This is a genomic window from Mesorhizobium sp. B2-7-3 (genome assembly GCF_006440715.1).
In the GTDB taxonomy this organism is placed as follows: domain Bacteria; phylum Pseudomonadota; class Alphaproteobacteria; order Rhizobiales; family Rhizobiaceae; genus Mesorhizobium; species Mesorhizobium australicum.
Genome location: NZ_VFTY01000017.1, coordinates 1 through 25,353 on the forward strand (window position 1 = coordinate 1; position 25,353 = coordinate 25,353).

Consider the following 25,353-nt stretch of genomic DNA (forward strand, 5'->3'; position numbering starts at 1 on the left):
ACGATGACGGGCCGAGCATATCGACGACCGGCACCGAGCCGACGCTAACCGTCGACGAGACGGTTCTTGGGACCGACGACACCAAGAGCTTTGCCGCCAACTTCAGCCCGGTCTACGGCGCCGACGGCGCCGGAGCGGTCACCTATGCGCTCGCCGTCACGGCCGGCTCGACCGGGTTGATCGACACTGCGACCAACCAGGAGGTCGTGCTGTCGGTCACTGCCGGCGGCGTCGTCGAGGGCCGCACCTCCGGCACCAGCGACCTCGTCTTCACGGTATCCGTCGATGCCAGCGGCAACGTCACCCTCGACCAGATACGTGCCTTGGTCCACTCGGACTCCAACGACCCCAATGACAATGCCACGCTTTCCGCCGACAACCTGGTCAAGCTCACCGCAACCGTTACCGACAAGGACGGCGACCACCAGTCGGCAACGCTCAACATCGGCCAGAACCTCAACTTCCACGATGACGGGCCGAGCATATCGACGACCGGCACCGAGCCGACGCTAACCGTCGACGAGTCGAGCCTCGGCAGCAACGCCGCCGATTTCGCGGCTGTCTTTACCCCGCATGCCGGTGCGGATGGCGGTGCCATGAGCTACACGCTCGACATCAATCAGGTCACCAACGTCAGCGGCCTGACAGACACCTTGAGCGGCCTGTCGATTCTGCTCTTCGTCGAAAGCGGCGAGGTGGTTGGCCGCGCCGGATCGGCCGCGGGCGCCGTGGTATTCACGGTGAGCGTGGCCGCCGACGGCAACGTGACCCTCGACCAGGAACGTGCGGTCATACATTCGCCCGACTCCGGACCGGATCAGGCAACAACTTTGGCGGCTGATAATCTCGTCACTTTGACCGCCACCATCACCGATGGTGACGGCGATCAGGCATCGGACCATGTCAATATCGGGACCAGCCTCATCTTCAAGGACGACGCGCCAACGATCACCGCGCCGTTCGACGGCGACCCAGGCACCGCGGGTATCCAGAACGAGACCCTGGCCAACGCGCTGAATGCATCCGCCTCCGGAGCCTTCGGCTACGACATCGGCGCCGATGCGCACCCGACTGCGTTCTACGCCGGCGGCGGTTCCGACTTTGTCGACCAGAACGGCGCGCTTGCCGGCGTCCAGATCGGGCTGAGCGGCACGATCGTCGGCGGTGGCGGCGGCAATGTCCTCACCCCGGATGTGACGCTCGCATCGGAGACCGACACGACCGCAACATTCAACTTCAGCTTCACCTACGACAAGGATTCGGCTGCCGGGCTCCAGACCGGCACGGCGGGTGGCACCCTCGTCTTCGACAAGGTCAACGACACTTACGCCATCACCGTGACCGACCCACTCGAAGGCTTCACTTTCGACGTGATTCACACCAGCCAACTCCTGTCCAAGGAGCCCTTGAGCAATGCAGGCCACCCGCCGATCGTGGTGGAGAAGTTGCAGGCGGATGACCCGGGCACGGCGGCCGACGAAGACTTTTACGTGCAGTTCACCGGCAACCTGATCGACAGAAGCCATCCGTTCAGCCTGACGAATAATGGAGAGGGGTCTTCCGGCGACTCCACGTTCAACTCGCTGCCGACGGCCGGTACCCACGATATGGTCAGCAACAGCAATGAAACCTGGGTTTCTGCCACCCAGAGCACTAACGGTGTCGCCGGCGACACGATCCAGAAAGGCGAACTGCTTACCCTGCGGTTCTTCGACAGCAGTGTCGGCATCCAGACCGAGGCTACCGATCCGACCGCGACGGCCGGCGCGATGGCCATCAAGTTCGACGGCATCGGCAACAGCGAAGACCTGATGCTAATCCTCGACCTGACCGACGGCACAAACGAGATCACACGGGCCGTGTATGTCTCGAACTCCGACATCTTCAAGAAGGGTCAGGTGCCGGCCCCTTACAATGGCGAGTTCACACTCGACAACAATGACGGCCTCGTGATCATCGAGCAGAACGACTACAACGCGGCCGGCGAACATTACTCGCTGCAAGGCGTTCAGATCATGCAGTCCGGCAACGGCATCACCGGCCAGGCAATCGACTTGAACGGAGCGACCGGCGCTAGCGGTGGGAGCAACACGACCGCCAGTCTGGTCAACTTCGACCCCGTCGACAACGACGTGCTGAAGATCACGGATATCGGCTTCACCTCGACCGTGACGCAGACGCCGGACGCTCACCTCGACTTCGCTTTCCAGGTGGCGGACGCGGACGCCGATCACACAGCGATGCAGCACATCCTTGTCGACATCGCCTGACACCAGACCCGACGGGGGCGGCATCAGCTGTCCCCGTTTCACACCGGCCGGGTGCCGGCAAGCATCGAAGTGGGGTATCCGTGATGCAGCCAAGACCGCAATTCCAGGAGGTAATGCATCTGGCACGCCACCAGGTCCCCGCCCTCCTCCTCTTCAGCCTGGTCTCCAATCTTCTCCTGCTCGCCAGCACCGTTTACATGCTGCAAATCTACGACCGGGTACTGTCGAGCGGTTCCATCGACACATTGTTCTGGCTCACATTGGCCGTTGTCGGCGCCATCGCCGTCTACGGCATGCTGGAACACGCCCGCCGTATGATGCTGGGGCATATCAGCCAATGGCTGGACGACCAGCTCAGCGTTCCGGTGATCGAACGCGCCATGGACGCGCGGCTCGCCGGCAGCAGCCTCGAAGCCGGCCTGAAGGACGTAGCGGACCTGCGCAGTTTCATCGCCGGCGACGGCATCCTGACCTTTCTCGACGCCCCATGGACACCGGTCTTCCTGGCGTTCATGTGGTTGCTGCATCCCGCGCTGGGCGTGGTCGGTCTTGCCGGCGCCGTGCTTTTGTTCTGTGCAGCGCTCGCCAATGATTTCCTCACCCGCCGCAAGAGCCAGGAGGCCGCGGCCGGACTGCGCCGCAGCCAGACCGCCGTAGGGCAGTTTATCGACGGCGCCGAGACATTGCGCTCGCTCGGCATGTCCGAGCCGGCGCTGCGGCGCTGGGAGGAAAACCAGCAGTCGCTGATGGATATCCAGACCCGGCTCCTGCGGCGCACCACCGTCATCGGCAGCTTGTCGCGTTCGCTTCGCCTAGCGCTCCAAGTGGCGGTGCTCGGGCTCGGCGCCTATCTCGTCCTGCGTCGCGAGCTGACGCCAGGCTCGATGATTGCGGCCTCGATCCTGCTCAGCCGCGCGTTGGCGCCGATCGAGCGCTCTATCGGCGCCTGGCGCGGCCTGGTCAGCGCGCGAACCGCGCGCCGCAATCTCACGAAGCTTTTCGCCGACACCAGATCGATGCAAACGGTTGGCGTCACATTGCCCCGCCCACAAGGCAGGCTGAAGCTCGAGAACCTGCATTACTGCGCGCCGGGAACGTCCCAGGCGCTTGTCAATGCCATAAGCTTCGGCGTTGAGCCGGGCCAGACCTGCGGTGTGATCGGCCAGTCCGGTTCCGGCAAGACCACGCTCTGTCGTCTTATCGTCGGCGCGCTGCGGCCTTCGCTCGGCCATGTCAGGCTGGATGGCGCGGAGGTGTGCAACTGGCCTTCGGACGAACTTGGCATGCATCTCGGCTATCTGCCGCAGCAGGTCGAGCTGTTCCCCGGAACGATCGGCGAGAACATCGCGCGCCTGCGTGACGTCGACAGCGACGCGGTCATCGCCGCGGCGCAGCTTGCCGGCATCCATGATATGATCCTGCGGCTGCCGAACGGCTACCGGACCGAAGTGGGACCGCATGGCGCTCGCATTTCGCGCGGCCAGCGCCAGCGTATCGCGCTGGCCCGGGCACTGTTCGGCGATCCGCAGCTGATCGTTCTCGACGAACCGAACACCGGCCTGGACGGTGAAGGCGAAGTGGCGCTGTTCAACGTGCTCCAGCAACTGAAGGAGCGGGGCCGCACCGTCATTCTCGTCAGCCACCAGACCAATCTCCTGCGCACCGCCGATCATGTCGTCTTCCTCCATGACGGATCGGTTTCGATGTTCGGCACGCGCGACGAGGTGCTCGGCGCGCTCGGCGGACCGCCCAGGCGCATTCCGGTTCCGGCGGCCTTGCGGGAAAAGCTTGTTGCCAACGCGGCAACGAAACTGAACGCAGCGGAGTGAGCCATGAGCGATCGATTTGGCGACTTCTCGACGACGCTGAACCGGCTGACGGACAGCTTGCACGAACTCACCGACAGGCTGACCGCCTCCGCCAACGACCTCAGCACAGCGGTATCGGTTTGGTTGGATGGGACCGACACGCCGTCTCGCATAATGTTGCTGGCGGTGGCTGGCGCGCTCTTCCTGCTCTTGATTGCGGGATTGCTCCGGCGACGCTCGCGCGCCTACCGTGCCAGCAGGCGCAATCTGAAGCTGCGGACGCGGCCGGCGCGAATGCTGGGCTACGCTTCGGCCATCCTTTTCGTAGGCGGCACCGCTGCTTGGTCAAGCGTCGCCCTGCTGGCGAGCGCTGTCGTTGCCAACGGCGTCGTCAGCCCCGAAGGTTATCGTAAGACCATCCAGCATCTGGAGGGCGGCATCATCGGCGCGATCCACGTTAAGGAGGGCGATAAAGTCAGCGTCGGCCAAGTGCTTATCAGCCTGAAGACGACCGATGCGCAAGGGCGATATGACGAGCTGGAGGGGCGCTATGTTCGCCTGCTGGCGACCGAGGCGCGACTTGTTTCGGAACTTGCCGGTCGGGACCGGATCACCTTCCCCAAGGAGCTGACCTCGATCGACAGCGAGAGCGCGCGAAAGGTGGTCGCCGAAGAACAGGCGCTGCTCGACAGCCGCCTCGCAACCCGCGAAGGCCGCACACAGATCCTCAACAAGCGCATCGCGCAGATCGAAGAGCAAAGCACGGGAGCGAGGGATGTCATGGCGGCCGAGGCCGAGCAACTCGGCCTGATCGACCAGGAGATCGCCTCCGCGCAGGAGATGTACAGGAAGGGCCTCGAACGCCTGCCGCGGATATTGGCGCTTCAGCGCTCCCAGGCCGACATTCGAGCCAACCAGGCATCGAACCGGGCGCAGATAGCGAAGAACGATCAGCAGATCGGCGAGACCCAGTTCCAACTCCTCAACCTGCGTCAGCAGGATAGCGAGAGCGCCAACGAGGATCTTGCCAAAGCGCGCACGGATCTCGCCGAATTGCGCAGCCAATTGCCTTTGCGCCAGGACGTGCTGGCGAGGACGGACATCGTCGCGCCAATCGCCGGAACGGTGATGAACCTGCGCGTAACAACGGAATCGGGCGTGATCTCCAGCGGTCAGGTGCTTCTCGACATCGTCCCGAACGAGGCCAATCTGATCATCGATTCCCGCATCAAGCCCACGGATATCGACGTGGTGCATCCGGACATGCCGGCCCGTGTGGTGCTGTCGGCCTATCCAACCAGACACCTGCCGCAAATCCATGGCCTGCTGACCTCGATTTCGGCTGACCGGCTGACGGACGAGAGAACCGGAGAGCCTTATTTCCTTGCCAAGGTCAAGATCGACGCGGCCGATCTCAGGGATCTGCATGACATCCATCTATCGCCCGGCATGCCGGCGGAAGTCATGATCCTGACCGGCGAGCACACGCTGCTGGACTATATGTTGGCGCCGGTTCGCGATTCGCTCAATCGTGGGTTCAGGGAGAATTGAGAAGTGATACCCGCCGACCTGCCCCGAGGGTCAAGCATAACCTCCATCGCGCCCGTAAGGGGCGCGATCCACCAGAGGCAGAGGGGCGTGGCGGCTATCGCCGCAGCGCGTGTATGCTCGCCATGCTGTCGCTGCCCATCGGCAGTGCCATGTCATCGTCGAGAAGCCGCGTGATCCGGGCAAATCCGGTGAACGCCTTTCTGGCTTCCTCCGCCGACATCTGTCCCGACAGGGCAGCCGAGCAGCAATTCAGCGCGCACTGATACACTGGCCCACGTCGTCCCGTCGGCCATTTACGCAAGAAAACCATCGCCTCGGCAACACTATCCACTTCTTCTACAGGATGCCCCTGCCCGCGCGATATCCGCACGGGCGCAAAGAAATGCAGGTAGTCCATTGTTTCCTCCCGGTCGATCAAGATGCGCTCGATCGAACCTTATGAAACGCCCCGCCTGGCGATTTGTTCCATATGGAAACAGAATTTTTAAAAATTCTGGCGATCGGAATGAGGTCGGCTATACCGTCGGGAAGTGGCAAGCCGCTTTGCGGCCGGATTGGTGCTCTCTCAGCTCCGGCCGTTCCGAACGGCAGCGCTCAACCGCGATTGGGCATCGGGGGTGGAAACGGCAGCCGGAGGGCGGGTTGAGCGGGCTCGGTACGTCGCCTGTAAGGATAATACGCTTACGCGTCCCACTGGTCGTCTGCACGACGGGAACGGCCGAGATCAAGGCTTGGCTGTAAGGGTGGGCCGGGGCTGAAAACACCTCTTCCGCCGGTCCTTCCTCGACGATCGAGCCGAGATACATGACCGCGATGCGGGTCGAGACCTGACGCACCACGGACAGATCGTGGGCGATGAAGACATAGGTGAGGTCCAACTTTTCCTGGAGATCGGCAAGCAGGTTGACGATCTGCGCCTGTACGGACACGTCGAGCGCGGAGACAGGTTCGTCGAGAACGACGAGATCGGGATTGAGGGCGATGGCGCGCGCAATGCCGACACGCTGGCGCTGCCCGCCCGAGAATTCATGGGGAAAGCGCATGACATGGTCCGGCAACAGTCCGACGAGGTCGAAGAGTTCCGCGACGCGGCTGGCGATCTCGCGCGATGAAAGCCTGCCATGGATGCGCAGCGGTTCGGCCACCAGGTCGCCGACGCGCCGGCGCGGATTGAGCGAGGCCGACGGGTCCTGGAAGACCATTTGCAGGCGCCGCCGCAGCGGCCTCAGTTCAGACAGTGACTTCGAGGTGATGTCGTCGCCTTCGAACAGGAGCTTGCCGTCCGAAATGTCGTAGAGCCTGACCAGGCATCGCGCCAGCGTGGACTTGCCGCACCCGGACTCGCCGACCAATCCAACGGTTTCGCCGCGCCGCACTGTCAGGGAGACATTGTCGACCGCGTGGACGGTTCGCCTGCCCTCCGCGGAAAAACGGCTGCCGATCGAGAAGCGTTTGCCGAGCCCGCGCGTTTCGAGGATTGGACGGTCTTTGTCGATCATCGGTCCGCTCATGTCTGCGCCACCCGGAAACAGGCCGCCGCGTGCGTGGCGGCGCCAAGCTCGGGCTTGCCGGTTAGGCAGGGCTCGTACCCGACGGGGCAACGCGGACCGAAGGCGCAGCCTTGCGGCAATCGCAGCAGCGATGGCGGAGACCCGGGAATGGCCGGCAGGCGGCGGGGTTTGGCACCGGTCAGCGGCGGGATCGAACCAAGCAATGCACGCGTATAGGGGTGTCGCGGGTCGGAAAACAGCTCCGTGCGGCTGCCGCGTTCCACGATGCGGCCCGCATACATCACCATGACCCGGTCGGCGAGTTCGGAGACCACGCCCATGTCATGGGTGATGAAGACCACCGCCGATTTGTGCGTGGCGCGCAGCTTGCGCACGAGATCGAGAATGCCTGCCTGCACCGTGACGTCGAGCGCCGTGGTCGGCTCATCCGCCACCAGCAGCGCCGGGTTGCAGGACAGCGCCATCGCGATCACCGCCCGTTGGCGCATGCCGCCGGAGAGCTGGTGCGGATAGCGCGACATTGCTTCGTGCGGATTGGGGAAATTCACCTCCGCCAGCAGTTCCTCCACGCGCTCCATGGCTTTGGTTTTGCTGACGTTGCGATGCGCGCGGATCTGTTCGGCGATCTGCCAGCCGATGGTGTAGACCGGCGTCAGCGCCGTCATCGGATCCTGGAAGATCATTGCGATCTCGTTGCCCCGCAGGTGCCTCAGTTCGCGCGGCGGCAGTCCGACCAACTCGCGACCCTTGTAGCGGATCGAGCCTTCGATGATGGCGTTGGGATCGGTGATAAGCCCCATCACCGCAAGCAGCGACACGGTCTTGCCGGAGCCGGACTCGCCGACGACACCGAGAATTTCGCTTTCCGCGAGGTCGAAGGAAACACCATCGATGGCCCCCACCAGGCCATCATCGGTCCGGAAGGATACACGGAGATCACGCACCGACAATATCATGATGTCCTCAGGCGCGGATCGAGAAGGATGTAGACGAAATCGACGACCGCGTTGGCGACCACCACGAACATGGAAGCGTACATCACCGTCGCCATGATCATTGGCAGATCGAGGTTCTGCAGTGCGTCATAGGTGAGCTTGCCGATGCCGTGCAGCCCGAACACCACTTCGGTCAGGAGGGCCGAGCCGCCCACCAGTGCGCCGAAGTCGAGACCGAACAAGGTGACGAAGGCGATGAGCGACGTGCGCAAGGCATGGCGCAGCAGGATGCGGGTCTCCGAAAGGCCCTTGGCGCGGGCCGTGCGGATATAGTCTTCCTGCAGGGATTCGATGATCGCCGCGCGCAAGACCCGCCCGTAAATGCCGATGTAGAGGATGGCGAGCGTGATCCAAGGTATGACCAGCGTCAGGAACCAGCCTTTCGGGTCGTCGGAAAAATTCTTGTAGCCAAGCGGCGGCACCCAGGAAAACGCCCAGCTGTCGTGATAGCGGCTCTGGGTGATCAGGTTCATCACCTCGCCCAGCCAGTAGACCGGCATGGAAATGCCGAGCAAGCCCAACGCCATCAGCAGCCTGTCCAGCCAACTGTCGCGTGTGGCGGCGGCGATGATGCCGATGCCGATGGAGACAACCACCCACAGGATCGCCGCCCCGAACACCAGCGAGAGCGTGACGGGTATGGAATCCATCACCGCCGGCACCACCTTCCAGCCGCGATTGACGAAGGAAGTCAGATCGCCCGTGACGAAGATCTTCTCCATCATGGTCACATATTGCACGTAGAGCGGCCGGTCGAAGCCGAAGCTGTGGCGTACCGCCTCGAGCACTTCGGGCGATGCATTGCGGCCGGCGATACGGGCCGCGGGGTCGGCGCCGGGCGTGGCGAAGAAAATCAGGAAGACGATGACCGAGATGCCGAACATCACGAACAGCATCTGACCGAAACGGCGCAGGATGGCGTAGATCATCAGTCGCGCCCCAGCCGAACCTTCGAGCGCGGGTCGAGCGCGTCGCGCAGGCCGTCGCCGAAGACATTGAGGGTCATGACGGAAATCGCGATCGCCAGGCCCGGCACCAGCGCCACGAGTGGCCTGGTGTAAAGCAGCGCCTGCCCGTCCTGGATGATGGTTCCCCAGCTCGCCGCCGGCGGCTGGACGCCAATCGAGAGGAAGGAGAGCGCCGATTCGGTAAGCATGTTCAGCGCCATCATCAGCGGTATGAACACGATGAGGGTGGTGGTGATGTTGGGCAGGATGTCGCGCCACAATATTCGCCATCCCGGTACGCCCAGATTGATCGCGGCCAGCACGAACTCGCTGTGCCGCAGCGACAGAACCTGCCCCCGGATCGGACGCGCCACATAGGGTATATAGACGATACCGATGATGATGACCGGCAACCACAGGCTGCCGGACTCGATCTCGATCGGTCCGATCGAGATGCCCTGCGAAATTGTGACGATGGAAAGCGAAATCGCCAGGAGATAGATCGGAAATGCCCAGAGCACATCCAGCAAGCGCGACAGAACCGTGTCGGTAACGCCGCCGAAATACCCCGCGATCAATCCCGCCGCCGTGCCGAGGACCAGCGTGAAGATGGTCGCGGCCCCGGAGATCAGCAGCGAGCTCAGCCCGCCATAGAGCATCCGGGCCATGACATCGCGCCCCTGGCTGTCGGCACCGAGGAAATAGTTGCCGACCCGCCAGGTCGGGCCGAGCGGCGTGTAGCCAAGCCCAAGCCCCTCTGTCGATTGTTCCATCACCGGAACGTCGGCACCGTCGATCTGAATGACGGCGTCGAGCGTCGAGGCGAAGGGGTCTGTTCCTGCCCATTTCGCGTAGAGAGGCGCACTGAGGCAGGCAAGGACGATGACGAGGAACACGGCCAGGGACGCCATGGCGGCCCTGTTTCTTGCCAGCTTCGCAAACGCGACGGCCCAGGGCCCTCGCGTTTTGCGCGGCACAGCAGCGACTTGGTACGACACGGACGTGCCCTCCGCGGTTCGTTACTGCACCCAGGCCACTACTGTACCCAGGCCATTACTGTACCCACGACTGGGTGATCATCCAGTTGAACTGCCGGTTGAACTTGAAATTGCCCACGCGCTTGCTGACGAAGTCAAGCCGCTTCGGCGTGAAGAGGCCGACGGCCGGTGCCTTGTCCGTGACTTGCCTGTCGATTTCGGCCCACATTTTGTCGGCGGCTTTCTGGTCGGTCACACCGAGGTCCAATGCCTTCTGCATTTTGGCGTCGATATTCTTGTCGCAGAAGCCGGCGATGTTGATCGATGCGTCCGAGCCTTCACGGAAAGATGCGCAGCTGAACAGGATGTTCAGGAAGTCCGAAGCCGCGGGATAGTCCTTGTACCATTGGGTGACGGACATCTGCACTTTGTTGTTGGTGTTCTGGATGTAGGTGAACTGGATGTTCGACGAGATCGGCTTGACGTCGGCGACATAGCCGATGGTGGTCAGCACGCTCTGCAGATAGACGCCGATGGAGCGGGAAATGGCCGTGTCCTCGACGATGATGGTCACCTTCTGGCCCTTGGTGCCCGATTCCTCGACGAGCTGCTTTGCCTTGTCGAGGTCTGGCGCCGACCACTTGGCGCCGGGGTTCTTGGTGAAGGGGCAGTAGTCTTCGTGGCCGGGGAAATCCGGAGGCAGGACCTGACACACCGGCGAGGCCAGCACCTTGCCGCCAAACAGCTTGACCAGCGTGTTGCGGTCGACCGCGTAGGCAACGGCCTGCCGCGCCTTTTCATTGTCGAACGGCGCCAGCCGGTTGTTGAGCGGCGCATACCACCAGGCCGAGAGCGGCGAGATATGCAACTGGTCCATGGCCTTGGTACCGAGTTCGCCGAGACGATCGCTGGGCAGCGCGTCAAACATCCAGTCGGCTTCCCCGTTCTGGATCGCGGTGACGGCAGCTTCCTCGGAGAGGCCGAAATCATACTGGACGACATCAGGATAGCCGTCCGGCTGGGCGTCCTCGCTCCATTGCTTGAAATTGGGGTTGCGGGTCACCGTCATGCCCTTGTTGGGATCGAAGGCGGAGATCATGTAGGCGCCGGTGCTGGGGATGGGCTTGGAGCCCATGTCTTCCGCAGGCGTATCCGCCGGCAGGACCACGGCATGCGGCAACGCAAGCTTGTAGAGGATCTCGGCGTCCGGCTTGGTGAGATTCAACGTAATGGTGCCTGCCGCTTCGTCGCCGACAACGCCGCCTTCCAGCGTGCAGCTCTTGGTTTCGGCAAGGCATTTGTCGGCGCCGACGATGCCGGCATAGAAGGTGCCCGAGGTCGGCCCCGAGACCTTGAAGATGCGCTGGAAGGAAGCAACGACGTCCTTCACGCCGAGATCCTTGCCGTCGGAGAACTTGATGCCCTTGCGCAGTTTGAAGGTGAAGGTCTTGCCGTCATTGGTCACCTCGGGCAGCGCCTCGGCCAGATCGGGGACGATGGTGAAGCCATCCATGCCCTCGGCCTTGCGGAAGGCGACCAGCCCGTCATAGATCGGCTGATACATCTGCCAGCCCTGGTCGGTGTAATTGATGTGCGGATCGAGCGTTCCGGCGGCCGAGCGGGCCAGCAGGCGAATAGTGCCGCCGCGATGTTCCTTGAGGTATTCGGCCTGTGCCGGAGCCAGCCACGAGCCGGCCAGCAATGCCGCGGCTGAGGCCGCCAAGAGCAGTTTCTTCATGTCGCAGTTCCCCTTTTTTCAGTTGTCGTCCAGGAAGTCTCCCACCACCCGCATGCATAGATCCTGCTCTTCGACATGCGGCATATGGCTGGAATGCTCGAATACCTGCCAGCGCGATCCCTCGATGCCGTCCTTGAACGGCTGCACGGTCGCGGGCGTGGCTTCGTCGTAACGGCCGGAAATGATCAGCGTCGGAACATCGACGGCGGGCAGCCGATCGATGATGGTCCAGTTCTTCAGCGTACCGATGACATGGAACTCGTTCGGCCCGTTCATGACGTTGTAAACGGTCGGATTGCGCACGACCTGGGCGAAGGTCTCGGTCACTTCGGCCGGGAACGGAACGATCCGGCAGACATGCCGCTCGTAAAACACCATCGTCGCTTGCTGGTAGTCCGGATGATCCGTCGTGCCAGCCTGTTCGTGCCGGGTCAGTGTCTCCTGTACGTCCATGGGCAGGTCGGCGCGCAGCCGGTTGGCCTCCTCTACCCAGAGCTTCATGGACGCCGGCGAGTTGGCGATGGTCAGCGACTTCAGGCCCTTCGGCCGCGTCACCCCATACTCGGCGCCCAACATGCCGCCCCAGCTCTGCCCGAGCACATGGAAGCCGCCGCGGATGCCGAGATGGTCGACAAGGTTTTCAAGCTCGTCGATGAACAGCCTGGGTGTCCAGAAATCGGCGCCTTTGTCCGGCAGCAAGGTGGAATTGCCGCAGCCCAGCTGGTCGTAGTGGATGACGGCGCGGCCTCTTCGGGCAAGAAGCTTGTAGGCATCGACGTAATTGTGGGCGGCGCCCGGCCCGCCATGCAGAATGACGATCGGAGCCTTGTCGGCATCGAGGCTACCGCTGACGCGATACCAGGTTTCGTAGTCGCCGAAATCGGCCCGCCCTTCCCTGGTGACGATCTCCGATGACATCCCGATCTCCTGAATGTTTGAAGGCATGCCGCTGGTCACCTAGTTTGCAACCCGACTGGAGCGAACCCATTCTTCCAGCATCTGCACGCCGAATGCGGTAGCGCCTTCCCGGCCCAGGGGCTGATCCTTCTCGGTCAGTTCCTTGCCGGCGATGTCGAGATGCACCCAGGGGCGGTCTTCCGTGAAGTGGCGCAGGAACGCCGCGGCGTAGGGAGCGTCACCGTCTTCCATGTCCTTGGCGTGATGTCGCAGGTCCGCGAACGGCGATTGCAGGCCCTCGTCATAAGCCCGGTCGAGCGGCAGCTGCCAGAACCGCTCGCCGACCATTTCTCCGGCCGCGATCATCCGCGAGGCGATGGCATCGTCGGTGCTGAAGAGACCGGCGAATACCGATCCAAGACCGCGCATCACCGAATAGGTCAAGGTGGCGAGGTCGACGATCACCGATGGATTGAAGCGCGAAGCGGTATAATAGAGGCAGTCGGCCAGGATCAGGCGGCCTTCCGCATCCGTGTCGAACACTTCCACGGTTTGCCCGGAAGCTGTCGTGATGATGTCGCGCGGCTTGAGCGCGGTGCCTGACGGCATGTTCTCGGCAATGCCGAGCACGCCGACGGCGTGCACCGGGCTGCCTTGCCGGGCCAGCGCGATCAGCAGGCCGACCACCGCGGCCGCACCGCCCATATCGGCCTTCATATCGAACATCTGCTCGCCGCGCTTTATGCAGAGACCGCCGGAATCAAAACAGACACCCTTGCCGACGAACGCCAGCGGCTGCGCAGGAGCACCCTTGCCGCGATAGCGCAGGACGGCGACTCGTGGCGGCCGTACCGAACCCGACCCCACGGCCAGTATCGCGTTCATGCCGAATTCCCTGAGCTTCGCCGTATCGAGTATCTCGACGTCGATGCCGGCTTCGCGCAGAGGCTCCAGGTGATCGTGGAAATTGTCGGGATGGAGATGGTTCGGCGGCAGGTTGACCAGTGTGCGCGCATATTCGACGCCATCCGCGATGGCATTGATCCGCGCCAGCGCCGAATTCAGCTCCGGACCGCTGGCCCCGACCAGTTGCACCCGAAGGGTCCGATCGGCCCCCGCCCCTTGGCGCCGGTTGCGCATGTCGAAACGATAGCGCCGCAGCCGCATGCCAAGCGCGACTCTTGCCAGGATTTCCGCTCCCGGCAGACTTATGCCGGCAATGGGGTCCAGGACCAGGGTGGCCGCGCATTCCCCTTTGCCCTCCAGATGCGCGGCAAGCAGGCCGCCGGCACGCGCCAAGGAGAGTGCGGTGACGGCCTCGGCCTTGCCCATGGCCAGGACAATCACGCGCCGCGCCGATACCGCCTGGGGGGCGATGACATCGATACAGGCGCCGGATTGAGCCAAGGCAGCCGCATCCGCACAGGCCCGGGAGAGGATCCCGCCCATTTCGGTGTCTAGGGCCGTTGCACGCGGGCCAAAGCCGGTTTGAGCGGCCTGCAAGATCACGACGACGGAGGTTCCCGCGGAAATCTCGTCCGCCGTTTCAAAGACCGGCACCGGCGATTGAGGCATAGGTAGGCGTTCTCCTCTTTGCGGGGCTTTGGCCGAGGCGCGGCTTGCAGTTTGCGCAAGGCTTCTCCCGCCACCGGTGGAAACCGGTCAAACCGGCCGTCACCTCTGGTTGGATCGTGCCGAAGTCCCCAAATTGTCGTTCTTGAGACGACTTAATTGCTCTTGCCTCTTGGGTATCCCCGAACGGGTCAGGCGATCAAACGCCAATTTTGTCCATATCGATTGACAAAAACTCAACTGGCAATTCATGATCGGCCGATGGCCCTACCCTCACTCAATGGCATGCGCGCTTTCGAGGCCGCCGCCCGTCTCGGCAGCGTCAAGGACGCAGCCGAAGAGCTGCATCTGACACCCTCGGCTATCAGCCGTCACATCCGCGCACTCGAACGGAATCTCGGCCAGGACCTGTTCGAGCGCGGCTTTCGGCAGATAACGCCGACCATTCGGGGCTCTTATTACGCACGCAGCCTCTCCGAAGCATTCGAAGCCATCTGGCGGGCCACCGATGATGTCAGTCTCGCCGGGGCCCCAAGCCACGGCAGGACCCAGCGTGTCCGGGTTTTGTGCGTCCCTGCTGTCCTGAACCTTTGGCTGGCGGACCGGCTGCCGAATTTTCGCCGGCGGCATCCGTCCGTGGATCTGGAGATCTCGACATCGGGCAAGCGGGCCAATTTCGATTTGGCCATCGTCGACGAGTTCGTCTACAAGGCCGGCCCGGCTCTGACGCTGCTGATCCCGCTGGTCCTGACGCCGGTCTGTGCGCCCTCGCTGCTTGAAGGGCCGATGCCGCTGCGATCGCCCGCCGACTTGGTCAACCACCACCTGATTCACGAATGCGAGACCATGCGATGGAAGCGCTGGCTTGAGCAGGAAGGCGTGTTGGACACAACGCCGAGATCCAGTACGACGCTGGATGATTGTACGCTGATCATGCGCGAGGCGATCAATGGCGCTGGAATAGCGCTCGCCGACACGATGATGGCCCAGGATCTGCTGCAGCAGGGCAAACTGGTCGCCCCGTTCAGCGCCCGCCATACCTATCCGGCCGGCATCTACCTGCATCAGCGCCGCAGCATCGGAAACAAGCCGGGTACGGGCCTGTTTCAGGATTGGCTGCTTTCCGAAGTCGAGGACCACAAGCGGGTGATGGCCATCGGCTAGGCAGCCTTGCTTGCCGATAGGCGTCGGGAACGCGGATTTGTCCAGCTTGGTAGCCGTGGATCGAGAATTCGAATCGACAGGCAGGCCTGTTTCAAAAGCGGCTCACCATCACGGGCTCTCGATAATCGCGGTTCGCATTGAATATCTTTAAGGCCAAAGCCGGCAAATCGATTGCTTGCCGGTTCCCCTGCGTCAGGCGTAACCTCTGCGGTCAACGCGTGAGGGCGCGTGCTGCAAGAAGGGGACATTGCAATGACGATACAAGGCGCATCGCCTGACCTGTATAATGAAGACCTCGCTCCTGCCAAGGTTCGAAACTGGGGACCGTTCTCGATCTTCAACGTCTGGACGTCGGACGTCCATAGCCTGTGGGGCTACTACCTCGCCGCCAGCCTGTTTCTGTTCTGTGGCGGCTTCGTCAATTTCATCATCGCCATCGGCATCGGTTCGCTGATCATCTACGCACTGATGAACATGGTCGGTTATGCCGGTGTGAAGACCGGTGTGCCCTACCCCGTGCTCGCCCGCGCCTCCTTCGGCATCTGGGGCGCCAACATTCCGGCACTGGTGCGCGCCATCGTCGCCTGCTTCTGGTACGGCGCGCAGACAGCGGCCGCCTCAGGCGCCATCGTCGCATTGCTGATCCGCTCGCAATGGTTCGCCGATTTCAACGCCAATACCCATTTCCTTGGCCATTCCGGCCTGGAGGTGATCTGCTTCGTGATCATATGGGCACTGCAACTGCTGATCATCCAGCGCGGCATGGAAACGGTGCGCCGCTTCCAGGACTGGGCCGGCCCGGCGGTCTGGGTGATGATGCTGATCCTGGCGGTCTATCTCTGCGTCAAATCAGGAACCTTCGCCTTCACCAGCGATATCCCAATGGATGTACTGCTGGAAAAGACCAAGGATGCGGGCGTCCCTGGTACTCCAGGGTCTTGGACCGCACTGTTTGCCGTGGCGGCGATCTGGGTGACGTACTTCTCGGCGCTCTATCTAAACTTCTGCGATTTCGCCCGTTATGCCCCCGACCAGGCATCGCTGCGCAAGGGCAATATCTGGGGCCTGCCGATCAACCTGATCCTGTTCTCGCTGGTCGCCGGCGTCACCACCATCGCCGCCTACGACGTCTACCATGAGGTGCTGCTGCACCCCGACCAGATCTCGGCCAAGTTCGACAGCTGGTTCCTGGCCGCGCTCGCGGCGCTCACCTTCGCGGTGGCGACGCTCGGCATCAATGTCGTGGCCAACTTCGTCTCGCCGGCCTTCGACTTTTCCAATGTCTTTCCCCGCCAGATCGACTTCAAGAAAGGCGGCTACATCGCGGCCGTCATCGCGCTGGTGCTCTATCCCTTCGCACCGTGGGAAGGCAGTGCGGCTTCCTTCGTCAACGTCATCGGCGCAACGATGGGGCCGATCTTCGGCGTGATGATGGTCGATTACTATCTGATCCGCAAAGGTGAAGTCGACGTCGAGGCGCTGTATCGCGAGGACGGCGAGTTCCGCTTCCAGGGTGGCTGGCACGTCAATGCGTTCATCGCCGCCGGCATTGGCGCCATCTTCTCGTCGATCCTGCCCAACTTCACCAACTGGCTGCCGTCCTGGTGGGGCGTCTATGGCTGGTTCGTCGGCGTGGCGATTGCCGGCGTCATCTACTACGTGCTGCGCGCCGCGGCCGTGAGCGCCGGCGCCAAGGTGGCGAAAGCTTGATGAACCAGAGCGGGGTGGCCCGAGCCGCCCCGCTCTACCGCGCGACCATTTCGGCCAGCTTGCGCACGGTGTTCCAGTTGCGCGAGGTGCCGACGCCCATGCGCTTGTGGTTGGCGGCGGCAAGCAGGCGCGAGCTAGGCCTCTCCCTTGAAAAGGCGACCCAGATGTCGCCGCCGACCAGAAATACCTTCTCGTCCATGGCGGCACAGGCCTGAAGCCCGGATATGGCGTCTTCGGCTACAGGTTTGCGCATTACGCGCACCGCCACCTGGTCGCCGGCTTCCACCGACTCGGTCGGGAATGGATTGCCGCTTGCGAGTTTGCGCCAGTCTTCGGCGGCACGCACGATGATATCGACGTGGCGGCCAAAGGCCTGTTCGAAGGCGGATTCCAGGCGTGTCTCAAGCGTAGTGATCGAGGTCTTTTCACTCTCGAAGACCAGGTTGCCGGTCGCCACCAAGGTGCGGACATTCTTCAGGCCGAGACTTTCCGCCATGGCCTTGAGGTCGGACATGACGACCCGCCGCCCCTCTCCCAGGACGATGCTGTAGAGAAGCGCGACATAGGTCCGCATGGGAGCGATCAGACCAGGCGGCTCTGCTCCACCGCCGCCTCGATGAAGCTGGCAAACAGCGGATGCGGATCGAGCGGCCGGCTCTTCAGTTCGGGGTGATATTGCACGCCGATGAACCAGGGATGGTCGGGGTATTCGACCGTCTCCGGCAGCACACCGTCGGGCGACATGCCTGCAAACACCAGCCCGCAATCCTCCAGGCGCTGCTTGTAGTCGATATTGACCTCGTAGCGGTGCCGGTGACGTTCGGAAATCTGGGTGTCGCCGTAGATGTCAGCGATCTTCGAACCCTTGGCGAGCTCGGCCTGATAGGCGCCGAGCCGCATGGTGCCGCCGAGATCGCCAGTCGCCCTGCGCTTTTCCAGCATGTTGCCTTTCAGCCATTCGGTCATCAAACCGACGACCGGCTCCTTGGTCGGGCCGAATTCGGTCGACGAGGCATGTTCGACACCGGCCAGCGATCGCGCCGCCTCGATGCACGCCATCTGCATGCCGAAGCAGATGCCGAAATACGGCACCTTGCGCTCGCGTGCGAATTTGGCCGCCAGGATCTTGCCTTCTGAGCCGCGTTCGCCGAAGCCGCCGGGCACCAATATGCCGTGCACCTTCTCCAGCCAAGGCGTCGGGTCTTCCTTTTCGAAGATTTCCGATTCGATCCAGTCGAGCTTGACCTTGACGTGGTTGGCCAGCCCGCCATGCGAAAGCGCCTCGATCAGCGATTTGTAGGCATCCTTGAGGCCGGTATACTTGCCGACGATGGCGATGGTGACCTCGCCCTCCGGATTGTGGATGCGGTTGGAGACGGCCTGCCACGGCTCCATGCGCGGCTTGGGCGCCGGCTCGATGCCGAAGGCAGCGAGCACTTCCGAATCCAGACCTTCCTTGTGATAGGCCATCGGCACATCGTAGATATGTGGCACGTCGAGCGCCTGGATGACGGCGCTTTCCCTGACATTACAGAACAGCGACAGCTTGCGGCGCTCTTCCTTGGGGATGGCGCGGTCGGCGCGCACCAGAAGAATGTCGGGCGCGATGCCTATGCCGCGCAGCTCCTTGACCGAATGCTGGGTCGGCTTGGTCTTCAGTTCGCCCGCCGTCGGGATATAGGGCATCAGCGTCAGGTGGACATAGACGGCGTTGTTGCGCGGCAGATCGTTGCCGAGCTGGCGGATCGCCTCGAGGAACGGCATCGCCTCGATGTCGCCGACCGTGCCGCCGATCTCGCACAGCACGAAATCATAATCGTCATTGCCGTCGAGGACGAAATTCTTGATCTCGTCGGTCACGTGCGGGATGACCTGTACGGTGGCGCCGAGATAATCGCCGCGCCGCTCGCGTTCGATGATGTTCTTGTAGATACGCCCGGTCGTGATGTTGTCCTGCTGATTGGCGGACCGGCCGGTGAAGCGCTCGTAATGGCCAAGATCGAGGTCGGTCTCGGCACCGTCATCGGTGACGAACACCTCCCCGTGCTGGTACGGCGACATCGTGCCGGGATCGACGTTCAGATAAGGGTCGAGTTTTTTGATGCGTGCGCGATAACCTCGCGCCTGCAGGAGAGCCCCAAGGGCCGCGGCGGCAATGCCTTTTCCAAGTGAGGAAACCACGCCGCCTGTGATGAATACATATCGCGCCATGGGAGTCATCGCTTAACGCGGCCGGATTGATTCCGCCAGAGAAAAAACCGCCGCGAAGGCTTTTTCCCAAAAAGGCGCTCGGACCATGATCCCGAAAAGTGGGATCCGGCTTTCGGACAGGCATCACGGCCAAAGGGTTTTGAATCGCTCTAAGCAAAACAAAAGGGCCGGCTGAGCCGGCCCTTCGGCATGATGACGGAAACGTCAGATGATGACGACTTTGGTGCCGATCCGGACGCGGCTGTATAGATCCATGACGTGCTCGTTCATCATGCGGAAGCAGCCATTGGACGCGCTGGTGCCGATCGACTGCGGCGCGATGGTGCCGTGGATACGCAGATGCGTGTCCTTCCTGCCGTCATAGAGATAGATGGCGCGGGCGCCGAGCGGGTTCTGGCCGCCGCCGGCCATGCCGTCCTTGTACTGGCCGTAGTGTTTGGGCTCGCGCTTCTGCATGTCGAGCGTCGGGATCCAGCGCGGCCACTCCTGCTTGTCCCCGACCGCGACCGTGCCCTTGAACTGCAGGCCTTCGCGGCCGACCGCGATGGCGTAACGGCGTGCGGTGGTCGATGATTCGACGAGGTAGAGTCGGCGAGCGCTGGTGTCGATGACGATTGTGCCGGCGTCGTAGCCGGTGAATTCCACGTCCTGAGGCACGAATTCCGGCTTCACCTTGAACGGCTTCTTGGCGTTCTTCTGGGCAAGTGCCGAGTCGAGCGCGCGTGTCTCGGGCAGATAGCTGATCGATGAGCCAGACGATGTTCCACCGAACAGACCCGCGAACAGGCCGCCGCTTGACTGCTTCTGGCCGCCGACGACCTCGCTGCGCAGTTCGCCATTGTTGCCCGTCAAAGCGACATTCATCGCCTCGGCTGGGATCGGCTCGGCCGCCGGGATCGGGGTTACAGGTTCGATCGGTTCGATGATCTTGACGGTCTTCTTGGCCGGCTTGGCATCGGCCACTTCGGTTGCCGCCGCTTTCTGGCCCTTGCTGGCCAGGAACGCCTGCCGATCTGCGTCAGCCCTGGCCTTGGCCGCCTCGCGCATCGCCATTTTCCTGGCCTCGAGCGCCTTGGCCTTGGCATCCTCCTTGTCGGCAACGATCTTGGCCTCGATCTTCTTGATCTGGGCGAGATCCTCCGGCGTAGGGTTTTTCTTCTTCTTGAGAAGCTTCAACTGCGTCGCATCGCTTTTGGCCGCGACGGGGATGGCGTCGGTCTTTTCAAGCGACACCGACTGTTGTGCGGCCATGTTTGCCGGCATGGCGGCGGAGGCCGGGGAACTCATGCCGATTGCGGCGCAAAGTCCCAGGAAAATGAAGCTGCGAAGCTGCATGGCGAAGATCCGATCGTTCAATGCTTGTTGCCCACGGCGTCGCCCGGCGTCCCCCAAGGACGCCGAAAATGCCGCGTGCAATCTATAGTCGAATAAGCGCGTATGCCTCAAGCGCGAGACCGCGCCGCGGTCTGTCGAATCTTCGTGATTGCGCAGCATTTGCCGCGACTGTGTTCAAACGAACACAGATCGCGGTTTAGAACATAAGGTTATTGGTTCGGAACCTGAGGCGACGCCGGCGCGGTGTTGGTGGTTCCATTGGCCGCTGGCGGCGTGGTGCTGCCGGCGGGCGCGGTGGCCGGGGCCGTCGCCAGCGGTTTTGTCGCGGCGTCGTTGCCGGACGGCGGCGTCGGCGTGGTGTTGCCGGCGGGTGCCGGCGTGGCCGTACCCGGCAATTGGTTGAGCACGCCCTTGCCGGCGCCATCCGAGGTCGCGGGAACCCGATCGAGAATGTCGATCGGCTTTTCGCCGTAGCGGGCAATGATCGACAAGGTCAGCGACGTCACAAAGAACGCTGCCGCCAGGATCGCCGTCGCCCGGGTCAATGCGTTGGCCGCGCCGCGCGCGGTCATGAAGCCCGATCCGCCACCAATGCCGAGACCGCCACCTTCGGAGCGCTGCAGCAGCACCACGCCGACAAGGGCGAGCACGACCATGAGATGGATGACGATCAGTACGGTTTGCATAATTTATCCTGGCAAGGCCCTGCCCGGCCGCGGACACGGCCGGTGAATTGGAGGCGGCTCAATACAATGCTTTCACGGCATTTCCAAGCCCGTGGCCGGAATATGGGAAGCAACGCCCTCTTTGCAACGAATTTGGACGGGACGAGACCCGTCCATCCTCGCGAATCTCAGCCAGCAATGCTGCGATAGGCTTCGGCGATGCCCAGGAAATCAGCCGCTTTCAGGCTGGCACCGCCGACCAGCGCGCCGTCGACATTCCTGACGCCCAGCAGTTCAACGGCATTGGAAGGCTTGACCGAGCCACCGTACAGGATGCGCATCCTGGCGGCGGCGGCCCCAAGTTTTTCCGCCAGCTTTTCGCGGATATGCGCATGCGCCTCGGCCACATCGGCCGCGGTTGGCGTCAGGCCGGTGCCGATCGCCCAAACCGGCTCATAGGCAATGACGGTGTTCGATGGCGTGGCGCTTGGCGGCACCGAGCCGGCGACCTGGCGCGACAGCACCTCCAGCGTCGCTCCAGCCTCACGCTCCTGCCGCGTCTCGCCGATGCACACGATGGCCACGAGCCCGGCCCGCCAGGCGGCGGTGGCCTTGGCCTTGACCGTCGCATCGTCCTCGCCGCTTTGCTCGCGGCATTCGGAATGGCCGACAATGACATGGCTGGCGCCTGCGTCCTTCAGCATCTCCGCGGAGATACAGCCGGTATAGGCACCGCTTTCCTTGGGATGGCAGTCCTCGCCACCGGCATGGACCGGCGTGCGCGACAAAATCTTCGCGGCATGGGAAAGCAGCGTCGCGGGAACGCAGACCAGCGCTTCGGTCTCGGCGTCGAGCCCGCTCATGAAACCGTTGCCGATCATCCTGAGCTCGTTCAGCGAGGCGCTGGTGCCGTTCATTTTCCAGTTGCCGGCGACAAGCGGGCGAATTCCTGGTGTCATGGTGTGCTTCTCCGGGCGATATCAAGCTCTGGCCCTCACTACCAAAATCAGGCCACAAAGCAATCGACAGTGGGCAGGAAGGGCGCTATTGCGCTTGGTTCAGACTCGGCGCATGCGAAAATGCGCATAAATCGGAAGTAACCATGCTTGGTATATTGAGAAGCGCGGCGGGTACCTGGGTCGCGAAGACATTGCTTTCGCTGCTGGTGGTCAGTTTCGCCGCCTGGGGCATCTCCGGACGGCTGATGGGCGGCTTCGCGGGCCACGATTCGGTAATAACGGCCGGCGGCACCAAGGTATCGATCAACGAATACCGCCTCGCCTATGACCGCCAGCTCGCCGTCATGTCGCAGCAGTTTGGTCAGCGCCTCACGCATGAACAGGCAAAGGCGCTCGGCATCGACAACCAGGTGCTGGCGCAACTCGTTTCCGGTGCCGTCCTCGACGAGCAGGCACGCAAGCTCGGCCTCGGCCTTTCCAAGGATCGGCTGGCCGAACTCACCCGCGAAGACCCGGCTTTCAAGGGCCCTGGCGGTCAGTTCGACCGAAGGACATTCGACTACATGCTGCACCAGGTCGGCATGCGGCCCGAGGATTATCTGAAGAACCGTGCCCAGGTAGCGGTGCGCCAGCAGATCGTCGAGGCGGTCTCGGACGGCCTCAAGGCGCCGGACACGTTCTTCAAGGCGGTCGCGCTCTACCGCGGTGAAGACCGCACCGTCGACTATTTGACTTTGCCGAAGGCGCTGGTCGAGCCGATCGCGGCGCCGAGCGACAGCGTGCTTCAGGCCTATTTCGAGGCCAACAAGAAGAGCTACGCCGCACCTGAATACCGCAAATTCTCGTATGTTCGCCTCGAACCGGCGGACATAATGGATACGACCGCGGTCACCGACCAGCAGGTCAGTGACGACTACAACAAGAACAAGTCACGCTACACCACGCCCGAAATGCGCACCATCGAGCAGCTTGTGTTCAAGACGCCGGATGCCGCCAAGGCGGCGCTCGATTCGCTCAAGGCCGGCGCCACCTTCGACAAGCTGGTGACCGCTGAGGGCAAGACCCCGGCCGACACGCTGCTTGGCACGCTCGCCAAGGACAAGATCGCCGACAAGGCGGTTGCCGATGCCGCCTTCGCGCTCAACGCCAACGAAGTCAGCCAGGTCGTGCAGGGCGCCTTCGGTCCGGTGCTGCTGCGCGTGACCGAGATCAAGCCCGAGGTGGTGAAGCCGCTCGCCGAAGTGTCGGACCAGATCCGCAAGGATCTGGCGCTGGGCGAGGCAAGCCGCATCCTTCTGGATGTGCACGACAATTATGAAGACACCCGCGCCTCCGGCAGTTCGCTGGCCGATGCCGCCGCCAAATTGAAGCTTAAGGACATCACCATCGACGCCATCGATCGCAACGGCCTGAGGCCCGATGGCTCCATCGTCAAGGACCTGCCGGAATCGCCGGCGCTGATCAAGGCCGTCTTCGATGCGGAACCGAACACCGAAAACGAGGCGCTGACCACGGCGGACAACGGCTTCGTCTTCTATGAGGTCGGTTCGATCACACCGGCCCGCGACCGCACTCTTGATGAGGTGCGCCAAAAGGTTGTCGCCGACTGGACGGCGGCCGAGACCGCCAAGCGGCTCGCCGCCAAGGCGGACGAACTCGAGAAGCGCCTCAAGGCCGGCACCACGCTCGACGTCATCGCCGGCGAACTCAAGCTGGAGAAGCAGACCAAGCGCGGCTTGAAGCGCGAAGCCGACGATGCCGATTTCGGCAAGGAAGGCGCCGCCGTCATGTTCGGCGTCGGCGAAGGCGGCACCGGATTGATCCCCTCGCCCACCGGCGACGGCCAGATCCTGTTCAAGGTCGCCGAAGTGTTCGAACCGGCCGGCGCCGACGCCAGCTCGGTGCCGGACGACGCGCAGAAATCATTCACCTCCGGCATGTCCGACGACCTGCTCGACCAGTTGGTGGCGCAGTTGCAGACGCAGTACGACGTCCGCGTCGACCAGGCCGCCGTTGCCCAAGCCTCGACAAGATGAGCGCGCTGAAAACCCATATCGCCAAGGTCGCGACCGGCACCGCCCTGTCCTTCGAGGAGGCGTGCGAGGCCTTTGACATCATCATGTCGGGCGATGCGACCCCAGGGCAGATCGGCGGCTTCCTGATGGCGTTGCGCGTACGCGGCGAGGCGGTGAGCGAGATTTCGGGCGCTGTCGCCACGATGCGCGCCAAGATGCTGCGCGTCGATGCTCCTGACGGCGCCATCGACATCGTCGGCACCGGCGGCGATAATTCGCACTCGGTCAACATCTCGACGGCTTCCGCCTTTGTCATTGCCGGCAGCGGCGTGCCGGTCGCCAAGCACGGCAATCGCGGCCTGTCCTCGCTGACCGGCGCGGCCGACGTGCTAATTGCCCTTGGCGTCAGGATCGACATCGCGCCGGAGCTAATCGGCAAGTGCATCCATGAAGCCGGCGTCGGCTTCATGTTCGCGCCAGCGCACCATCCGGCTATGAAGCATGTCGGTCCGGTTCGTGGCGAGCTTGGTACGCGCACCATCTTCAACCTGCTCGGCCCGCTTTCGAACCCGGCTAGCGTCAGGCGGCAGATGGTCGGCGTGTTCATGCCGGAATGGATCATGCCGGTGGCCGAAACGCTGAAGGCGCTCGGCACCGAGCATGCCTGGGTCGCCCACGGCGATGGTTATGACGAGATCACCACCACAGGCGAGACACAGGTAGCCGAACTGGTTGGCGGCGAAATCCGCAGCTTCACGCTGACCCCGGAAGAGGTTGGACTGAAGCGTCATACCAAGGATGAGTTGCGTGGCGGTGACGCCGCCTACAATGCCAAGGCCTTGCGCGATATGCTGGGCGGCACCGCCGGCGCCTATCGCGACACGGTGTTGATGAATGCCGGCGCCGGACTGGTGATTGCGGGCAAGGCGACGACGCTCGGTGACGGCATCGCCATCGCCGCACAGGCCATCGACAGCGGCCGGGCGCTGCAGGTGCTCGACCGGCTGGTCGAGATTTCGAACGGGTGA

The 25,353-nt window shown here is 62.9% G+C and carries 20 protein-coding genes; 7 read left to right on the forward strand and 13 right to left on the reverse strand.

What is annotated here, in order from left to right:
- From FJW04_RS27865 to FJW04_RS27875, 3 genes are all read left to right on the forward strand, one after another.
- Positions 1–2,270, forward strand: a 2,270-nt coding sequence (locus FJW04_RS27865) for a DUF5801 repeats-in-toxin domain-containing protein (RefSeq protein ID WP_246674047.1), incomplete at its 5' end; no start/stop codon positions are given.
- Between the two features lie 113 nt (positions 2,271–2,383).
- Complete coding sequence (locus FJW04_RS27870; protein ID WP_140717975.1) at positions 2,384–4,099, forward strand: type I secretion system permease/ATPase; 1,716 nt, start codon at positions 2,384–2,386, stop codon at positions 4,097–4,099.
- A 3-nt stretch (positions 4,100–4,102) separates the two neighbouring features.
- Complete coding sequence (locus FJW04_RS27875) at positions 4,103–5,629, forward strand: HlyD family type I secretion periplasmic adaptor subunit (RefSeq protein WP_140717977.1); 1,527 nt, start codon at positions 4,103–4,105, stop codon at positions 5,627–5,629.
- Between the two features lie 94 nt (positions 5,630–5,723).
- On the opposite strand, the gene FJW04_RS27880 is transcribed toward FJW04_RS27875, so the two are convergent.
- The 8 genes from FJW04_RS27880 to FJW04_RS27915 all read right to left on the reverse strand — a co-directional run bounded on the left by FJW04_RS27880 (position 5,724) and on the right by FJW04_RS27915 (position 14,269).
- Positions 5,724–6,026 carry a DUF982 domain-containing protein gene (locus FJW04_RS27880; RefSeq protein ID WP_015317826.1) on the reverse strand — a complete coding sequence of 101 codons (303 nt, stop codon included), beginning with the start codon at positions 6,024–6,026 and terminating at the stop codon, positions 5,724–5,726.
- Positions 6,027–6,144: 118 nt separating this feature from the next.
- Positions 6,145–7,128, reverse strand: a complete 984-nt coding sequence (locus tag FJW04_RS27885; protein ID WP_140717979.1) for a dipeptide ABC transporter ATP-binding protein — start codon at positions 7,126–7,128, stop codon at positions 6,145–6,147.
- Positions 7,129–7,136: 8 nt separating this feature from the next.
- A complete protein-coding gene (locus FJW04_RS27890; protein WP_140717981.1) occupies positions 7,137–8,096 on the reverse strand; it encodes an ABC transporter ATP-binding protein in 960 nt (319 codons plus the stop codon).
- Positions 8,093–9,064, reverse strand: coding sequence for an ABC transporter permease (locus FJW04_RS27895; RefSeq protein ID WP_140717983.1), 972 nt, complete (start codon positions 9,062–9,064; stop codon positions 8,093–8,095). Before FJW04_RS27895 ends, FJW04_RS27890 begins: the two co-directional genes overlap by 4 nt.
- Positions 9,064–10,080, reverse strand: coding sequence for an ABC transporter permease (locus FJW04_RS27900; RefSeq protein WP_015317822.1), 1,017 nt, complete (start codon positions 10,078–10,080; stop codon positions 9,064–9,066). The genes FJW04_RS27895 and FJW04_RS27900 overlap by 1 nt, the downstream gene beginning before the upstream one ends.
- 55 nt (positions 10,081–10,135) lie before the next feature.
- On the reverse strand, positions 10,136–11,797 hold the full coding sequence (locus FJW04_RS27905; RefSeq protein WP_140717985.1) for an ABC transporter substrate-binding protein: 1,662 nt from the start codon (positions 11,795–11,797) through the stop codon (positions 10,136–10,138).
- An 18-nt stretch (positions 11,798–11,815) separates the two neighbouring features.
- Positions 11,816–12,715: a proline iminopeptidase-family hydrolase gene (locus FJW04_RS27910; RefSeq protein ID WP_140717987.1), complete on the reverse strand. Its 900-nt coding sequence runs from the start codon at positions 12,713–12,715 to the stop codon at positions 11,816–11,818.
- A 39-nt stretch (positions 12,716–12,754) separates the two neighbouring features.
- Entirely contained in the window at positions 12,755–14,269 is a 1,515-nt protein-coding gene (locus FJW04_RS27915) for a leucyl aminopeptidase (protein WP_140717989.1), read from the reverse strand.
- 258 nt (positions 14,270–14,527) lie between these two features.
- Here FJW04_RS27915 and FJW04_RS27920 point away from each other — a divergent pair, with 258 nt between their 5' ends.
- Entirely contained in the window at positions 14,528–15,430 is a 903-nt protein-coding gene (locus FJW04_RS27920) for a LysR substrate-binding domain-containing protein (RefSeq protein ID WP_140717991.1), read from the forward strand.
- Between the two features lie 252 nt (positions 15,431–15,682).
- Positions 15,683–17,140, forward strand: coding sequence for an NCS1 family nucleobase:cation symporter-1 (locus FJW04_RS27925; RefSeq protein ID WP_140717993.1), 1,458 nt, complete (start codon positions 15,683–15,685; stop codon positions 17,138–17,140).
- Positions 17,141–17,174: 34 nt separating this feature from the next.
- On the opposite strand, the gene FJW04_RS27930 is transcribed toward FJW04_RS27925, so the two are convergent.
- The 5 genes from FJW04_RS27930 to tpiA all read right to left on the reverse strand — a co-directional run bounded on the left by FJW04_RS27930 (position 17,175) and on the right by tpiA (position 22,310).
- On the reverse strand, positions 17,175–17,714 hold the full coding sequence (locus FJW04_RS27930) for a DUF1697 domain-containing protein (RefSeq protein ID WP_140664059.1): 540 nt from the start codon (positions 17,712–17,714) through the stop codon (positions 17,175–17,177).
- Positions 17,715–17,722: 8 nt separating this feature from the next.
- Positions 17,723–19,360 carry a CTP synthase gene (locus FJW04_RS27935; protein WP_083883046.1) on the reverse strand — a complete coding sequence of 546 codons (1,638 nt, stop codon included), beginning with the start codon at positions 19,358–19,360 and terminating at the stop codon, positions 17,723–17,725.
- A gap of 195 nt (positions 19,361–19,555) precedes the next feature.
- Complete coding sequence (locus tag FJW04_RS27940) at positions 19,556–20,686, reverse strand: L,D-transpeptidase (protein ID WP_140717995.1); 1,131 nt, start codon at positions 20,684–20,686, stop codon at positions 19,556–19,558.
- A 209-nt stretch (positions 20,687–20,895) separates the two neighbouring features.
- The gene (secG, locus tag FJW04_RS27945) at positions 20,896–21,372 is read right to left on the reverse strand and encodes a preprotein translocase subunit SecG (protein ID WP_140616434.1); all 477 of its coding nucleotides are present in this window, start codon (positions 21,370–21,372) and stop codon (positions 20,896–20,898) included.
- A 167-nt stretch (positions 21,373–21,539) separates the two neighbouring features.
- Positions 21,540–22,310, reverse strand: a complete 771-nt coding sequence (gene tpiA, locus FJW04_RS27950; protein WP_140717997.1) for a triose-phosphate isomerase — start codon at positions 22,308–22,310, stop codon at positions 21,540–21,542.
- A gap of 143 nt (positions 22,311–22,453) precedes the next feature.
- Here tpiA and FJW04_RS27955 point away from each other — a divergent pair, with 143 nt between their 5' ends.
- Together FJW04_RS27955 and trpD are read left to right on the forward strand one after the other, a co-directional pair.
- Positions 22,454–24,346, forward strand: coding sequence for a SurA N-terminal domain-containing protein (locus FJW04_RS27955; protein WP_015317810.1), 1,893 nt, complete (start codon positions 22,454–22,456; stop codon positions 24,344–24,346).
- Positions 24,343–25,353, forward strand: coding sequence for an anthranilate phosphoribosyltransferase (gene trpD / locus FJW04_RS27960; RefSeq protein ID WP_140717999.1), 1,011 nt, complete (start codon positions 24,343–24,345; stop codon positions 25,351–25,353). The genes FJW04_RS27955 and trpD overlap by 4 nt, the downstream gene beginning before the upstream one ends.

Bases quoted from the DNA above. Each gene is read 5' to 3' on its own strand.
- FJW04_RS27870 (WP_140717975.1), top strand. From the start codon at position 2,384: ATGCATCTGGCACGCCACCAGGTCCCCGCCCTCCTCCTCTTCAGCCTG.
- FJW04_RS27875 (WP_140717977.1), top strand. From the start codon at position 4,103: ATGAGCGATCGATTTGGCGACTTCTCGACGACGCTGAACCGGCTGACG.
- FJW04_RS27880 (WP_015317826.1), bottom strand. From the start codon at position 6,026: ATGGACTACCTGCATTTCTTTGCGCCCGTGCGGATATCGCGCGGGCAG.
- FJW04_RS27885 (WP_140717979.1), bottom strand. From the start codon at position 7,128: ATGATCGACAAAGACCGTCCAATCCTCGAAACGCGCGGGCTCGGCAAA.
- FJW04_RS27890 (WP_140717981.1), bottom strand. From the start codon at position 8,096: ATGATATTGTCGGTGCGTGATCTCCGTGTATCCTTCCGGACCGATGAT.
- FJW04_RS27895 (WP_140717983.1), bottom strand. From the start codon at position 9,064: ATGATCTACGCCATCCTGCGCCGTTTCGGTCAGATGCTGTTCGTGATG.
- FJW04_RS27905 (WP_140717985.1), bottom strand. From the start codon at position 11,797: ATGAAGAAACTGCTCTTGGCGGCCTCAGCCGCGGCATTGCTGGCCGGC.
- FJW04_RS27910 (WP_140717987.1), bottom strand. From the start codon at position 12,715: ATGTCATCGGAGATCGTCACCAGGGAAGGGCGGGCCGATTTCGGCGAC.
- FJW04_RS27915 (WP_140717989.1), bottom strand. From the start codon at position 14,269: ATGCCTCAATCGCCGGTGCCGGTCTTTGAAACGGCGGACGAGATTTCC.
- FJW04_RS27920 (WP_140717991.1), top strand. From the start codon at position 14,528: ATGGCCCTACCCTCACTCAATGGCATGCGCGCTTTCGAGGCCGCCGCC.
- FJW04_RS27925 (WP_140717993.1), top strand. From the start codon at position 15,683: ATGACGATACAAGGCGCATCGCCTGACCTGTATAATGAAGACCTCGCT.
- FJW04_RS27930 (WP_140664059.1), bottom strand. From the start codon at position 17,714: ATGCGGACCTATGTCGCGCTTCTCTACAGCATCGTCCTGGGAGAGGGG.
- FJW04_RS27935 (WP_083883046.1), bottom strand. From the start codon at position 19,360: ATGACTCCCATGGCGCGATATGTATTCATCACAGGCGGCGTGGTTTCC.
- FJW04_RS27940 (WP_140717995.1), bottom strand. From the start codon at position 20,686: ATGCAGCTTCGCAGCTTCATTTTCCTGGGACTTTGCGCCGCAATCGGC.
- secG (WP_140616434.1), bottom strand. From the start codon at position 21,372: ATGCAAACCGTACTGATCGTCATCCATCTCATGGTCGTGCTCGCCCTT.
- tpiA (WP_140717997.1), bottom strand. From the start codon at position 22,310: ATGACACCAGGAATTCGCCCGCTTGTCGCCGGCAACTGGAAAATGAAC.
- FJW04_RS27955 (WP_015317810.1), top strand. From the start codon at position 22,454: ATGCTTGGTATATTGAGAAGCGCGGCGGGTACCTGGGTCGCGAAGACA.
- trpD (WP_140717999.1), top strand. From the start codon at position 24,343: ATGAGCGCGCTGAAAACCCATATCGCCAAGGTCGCGACCGGCACCGCC.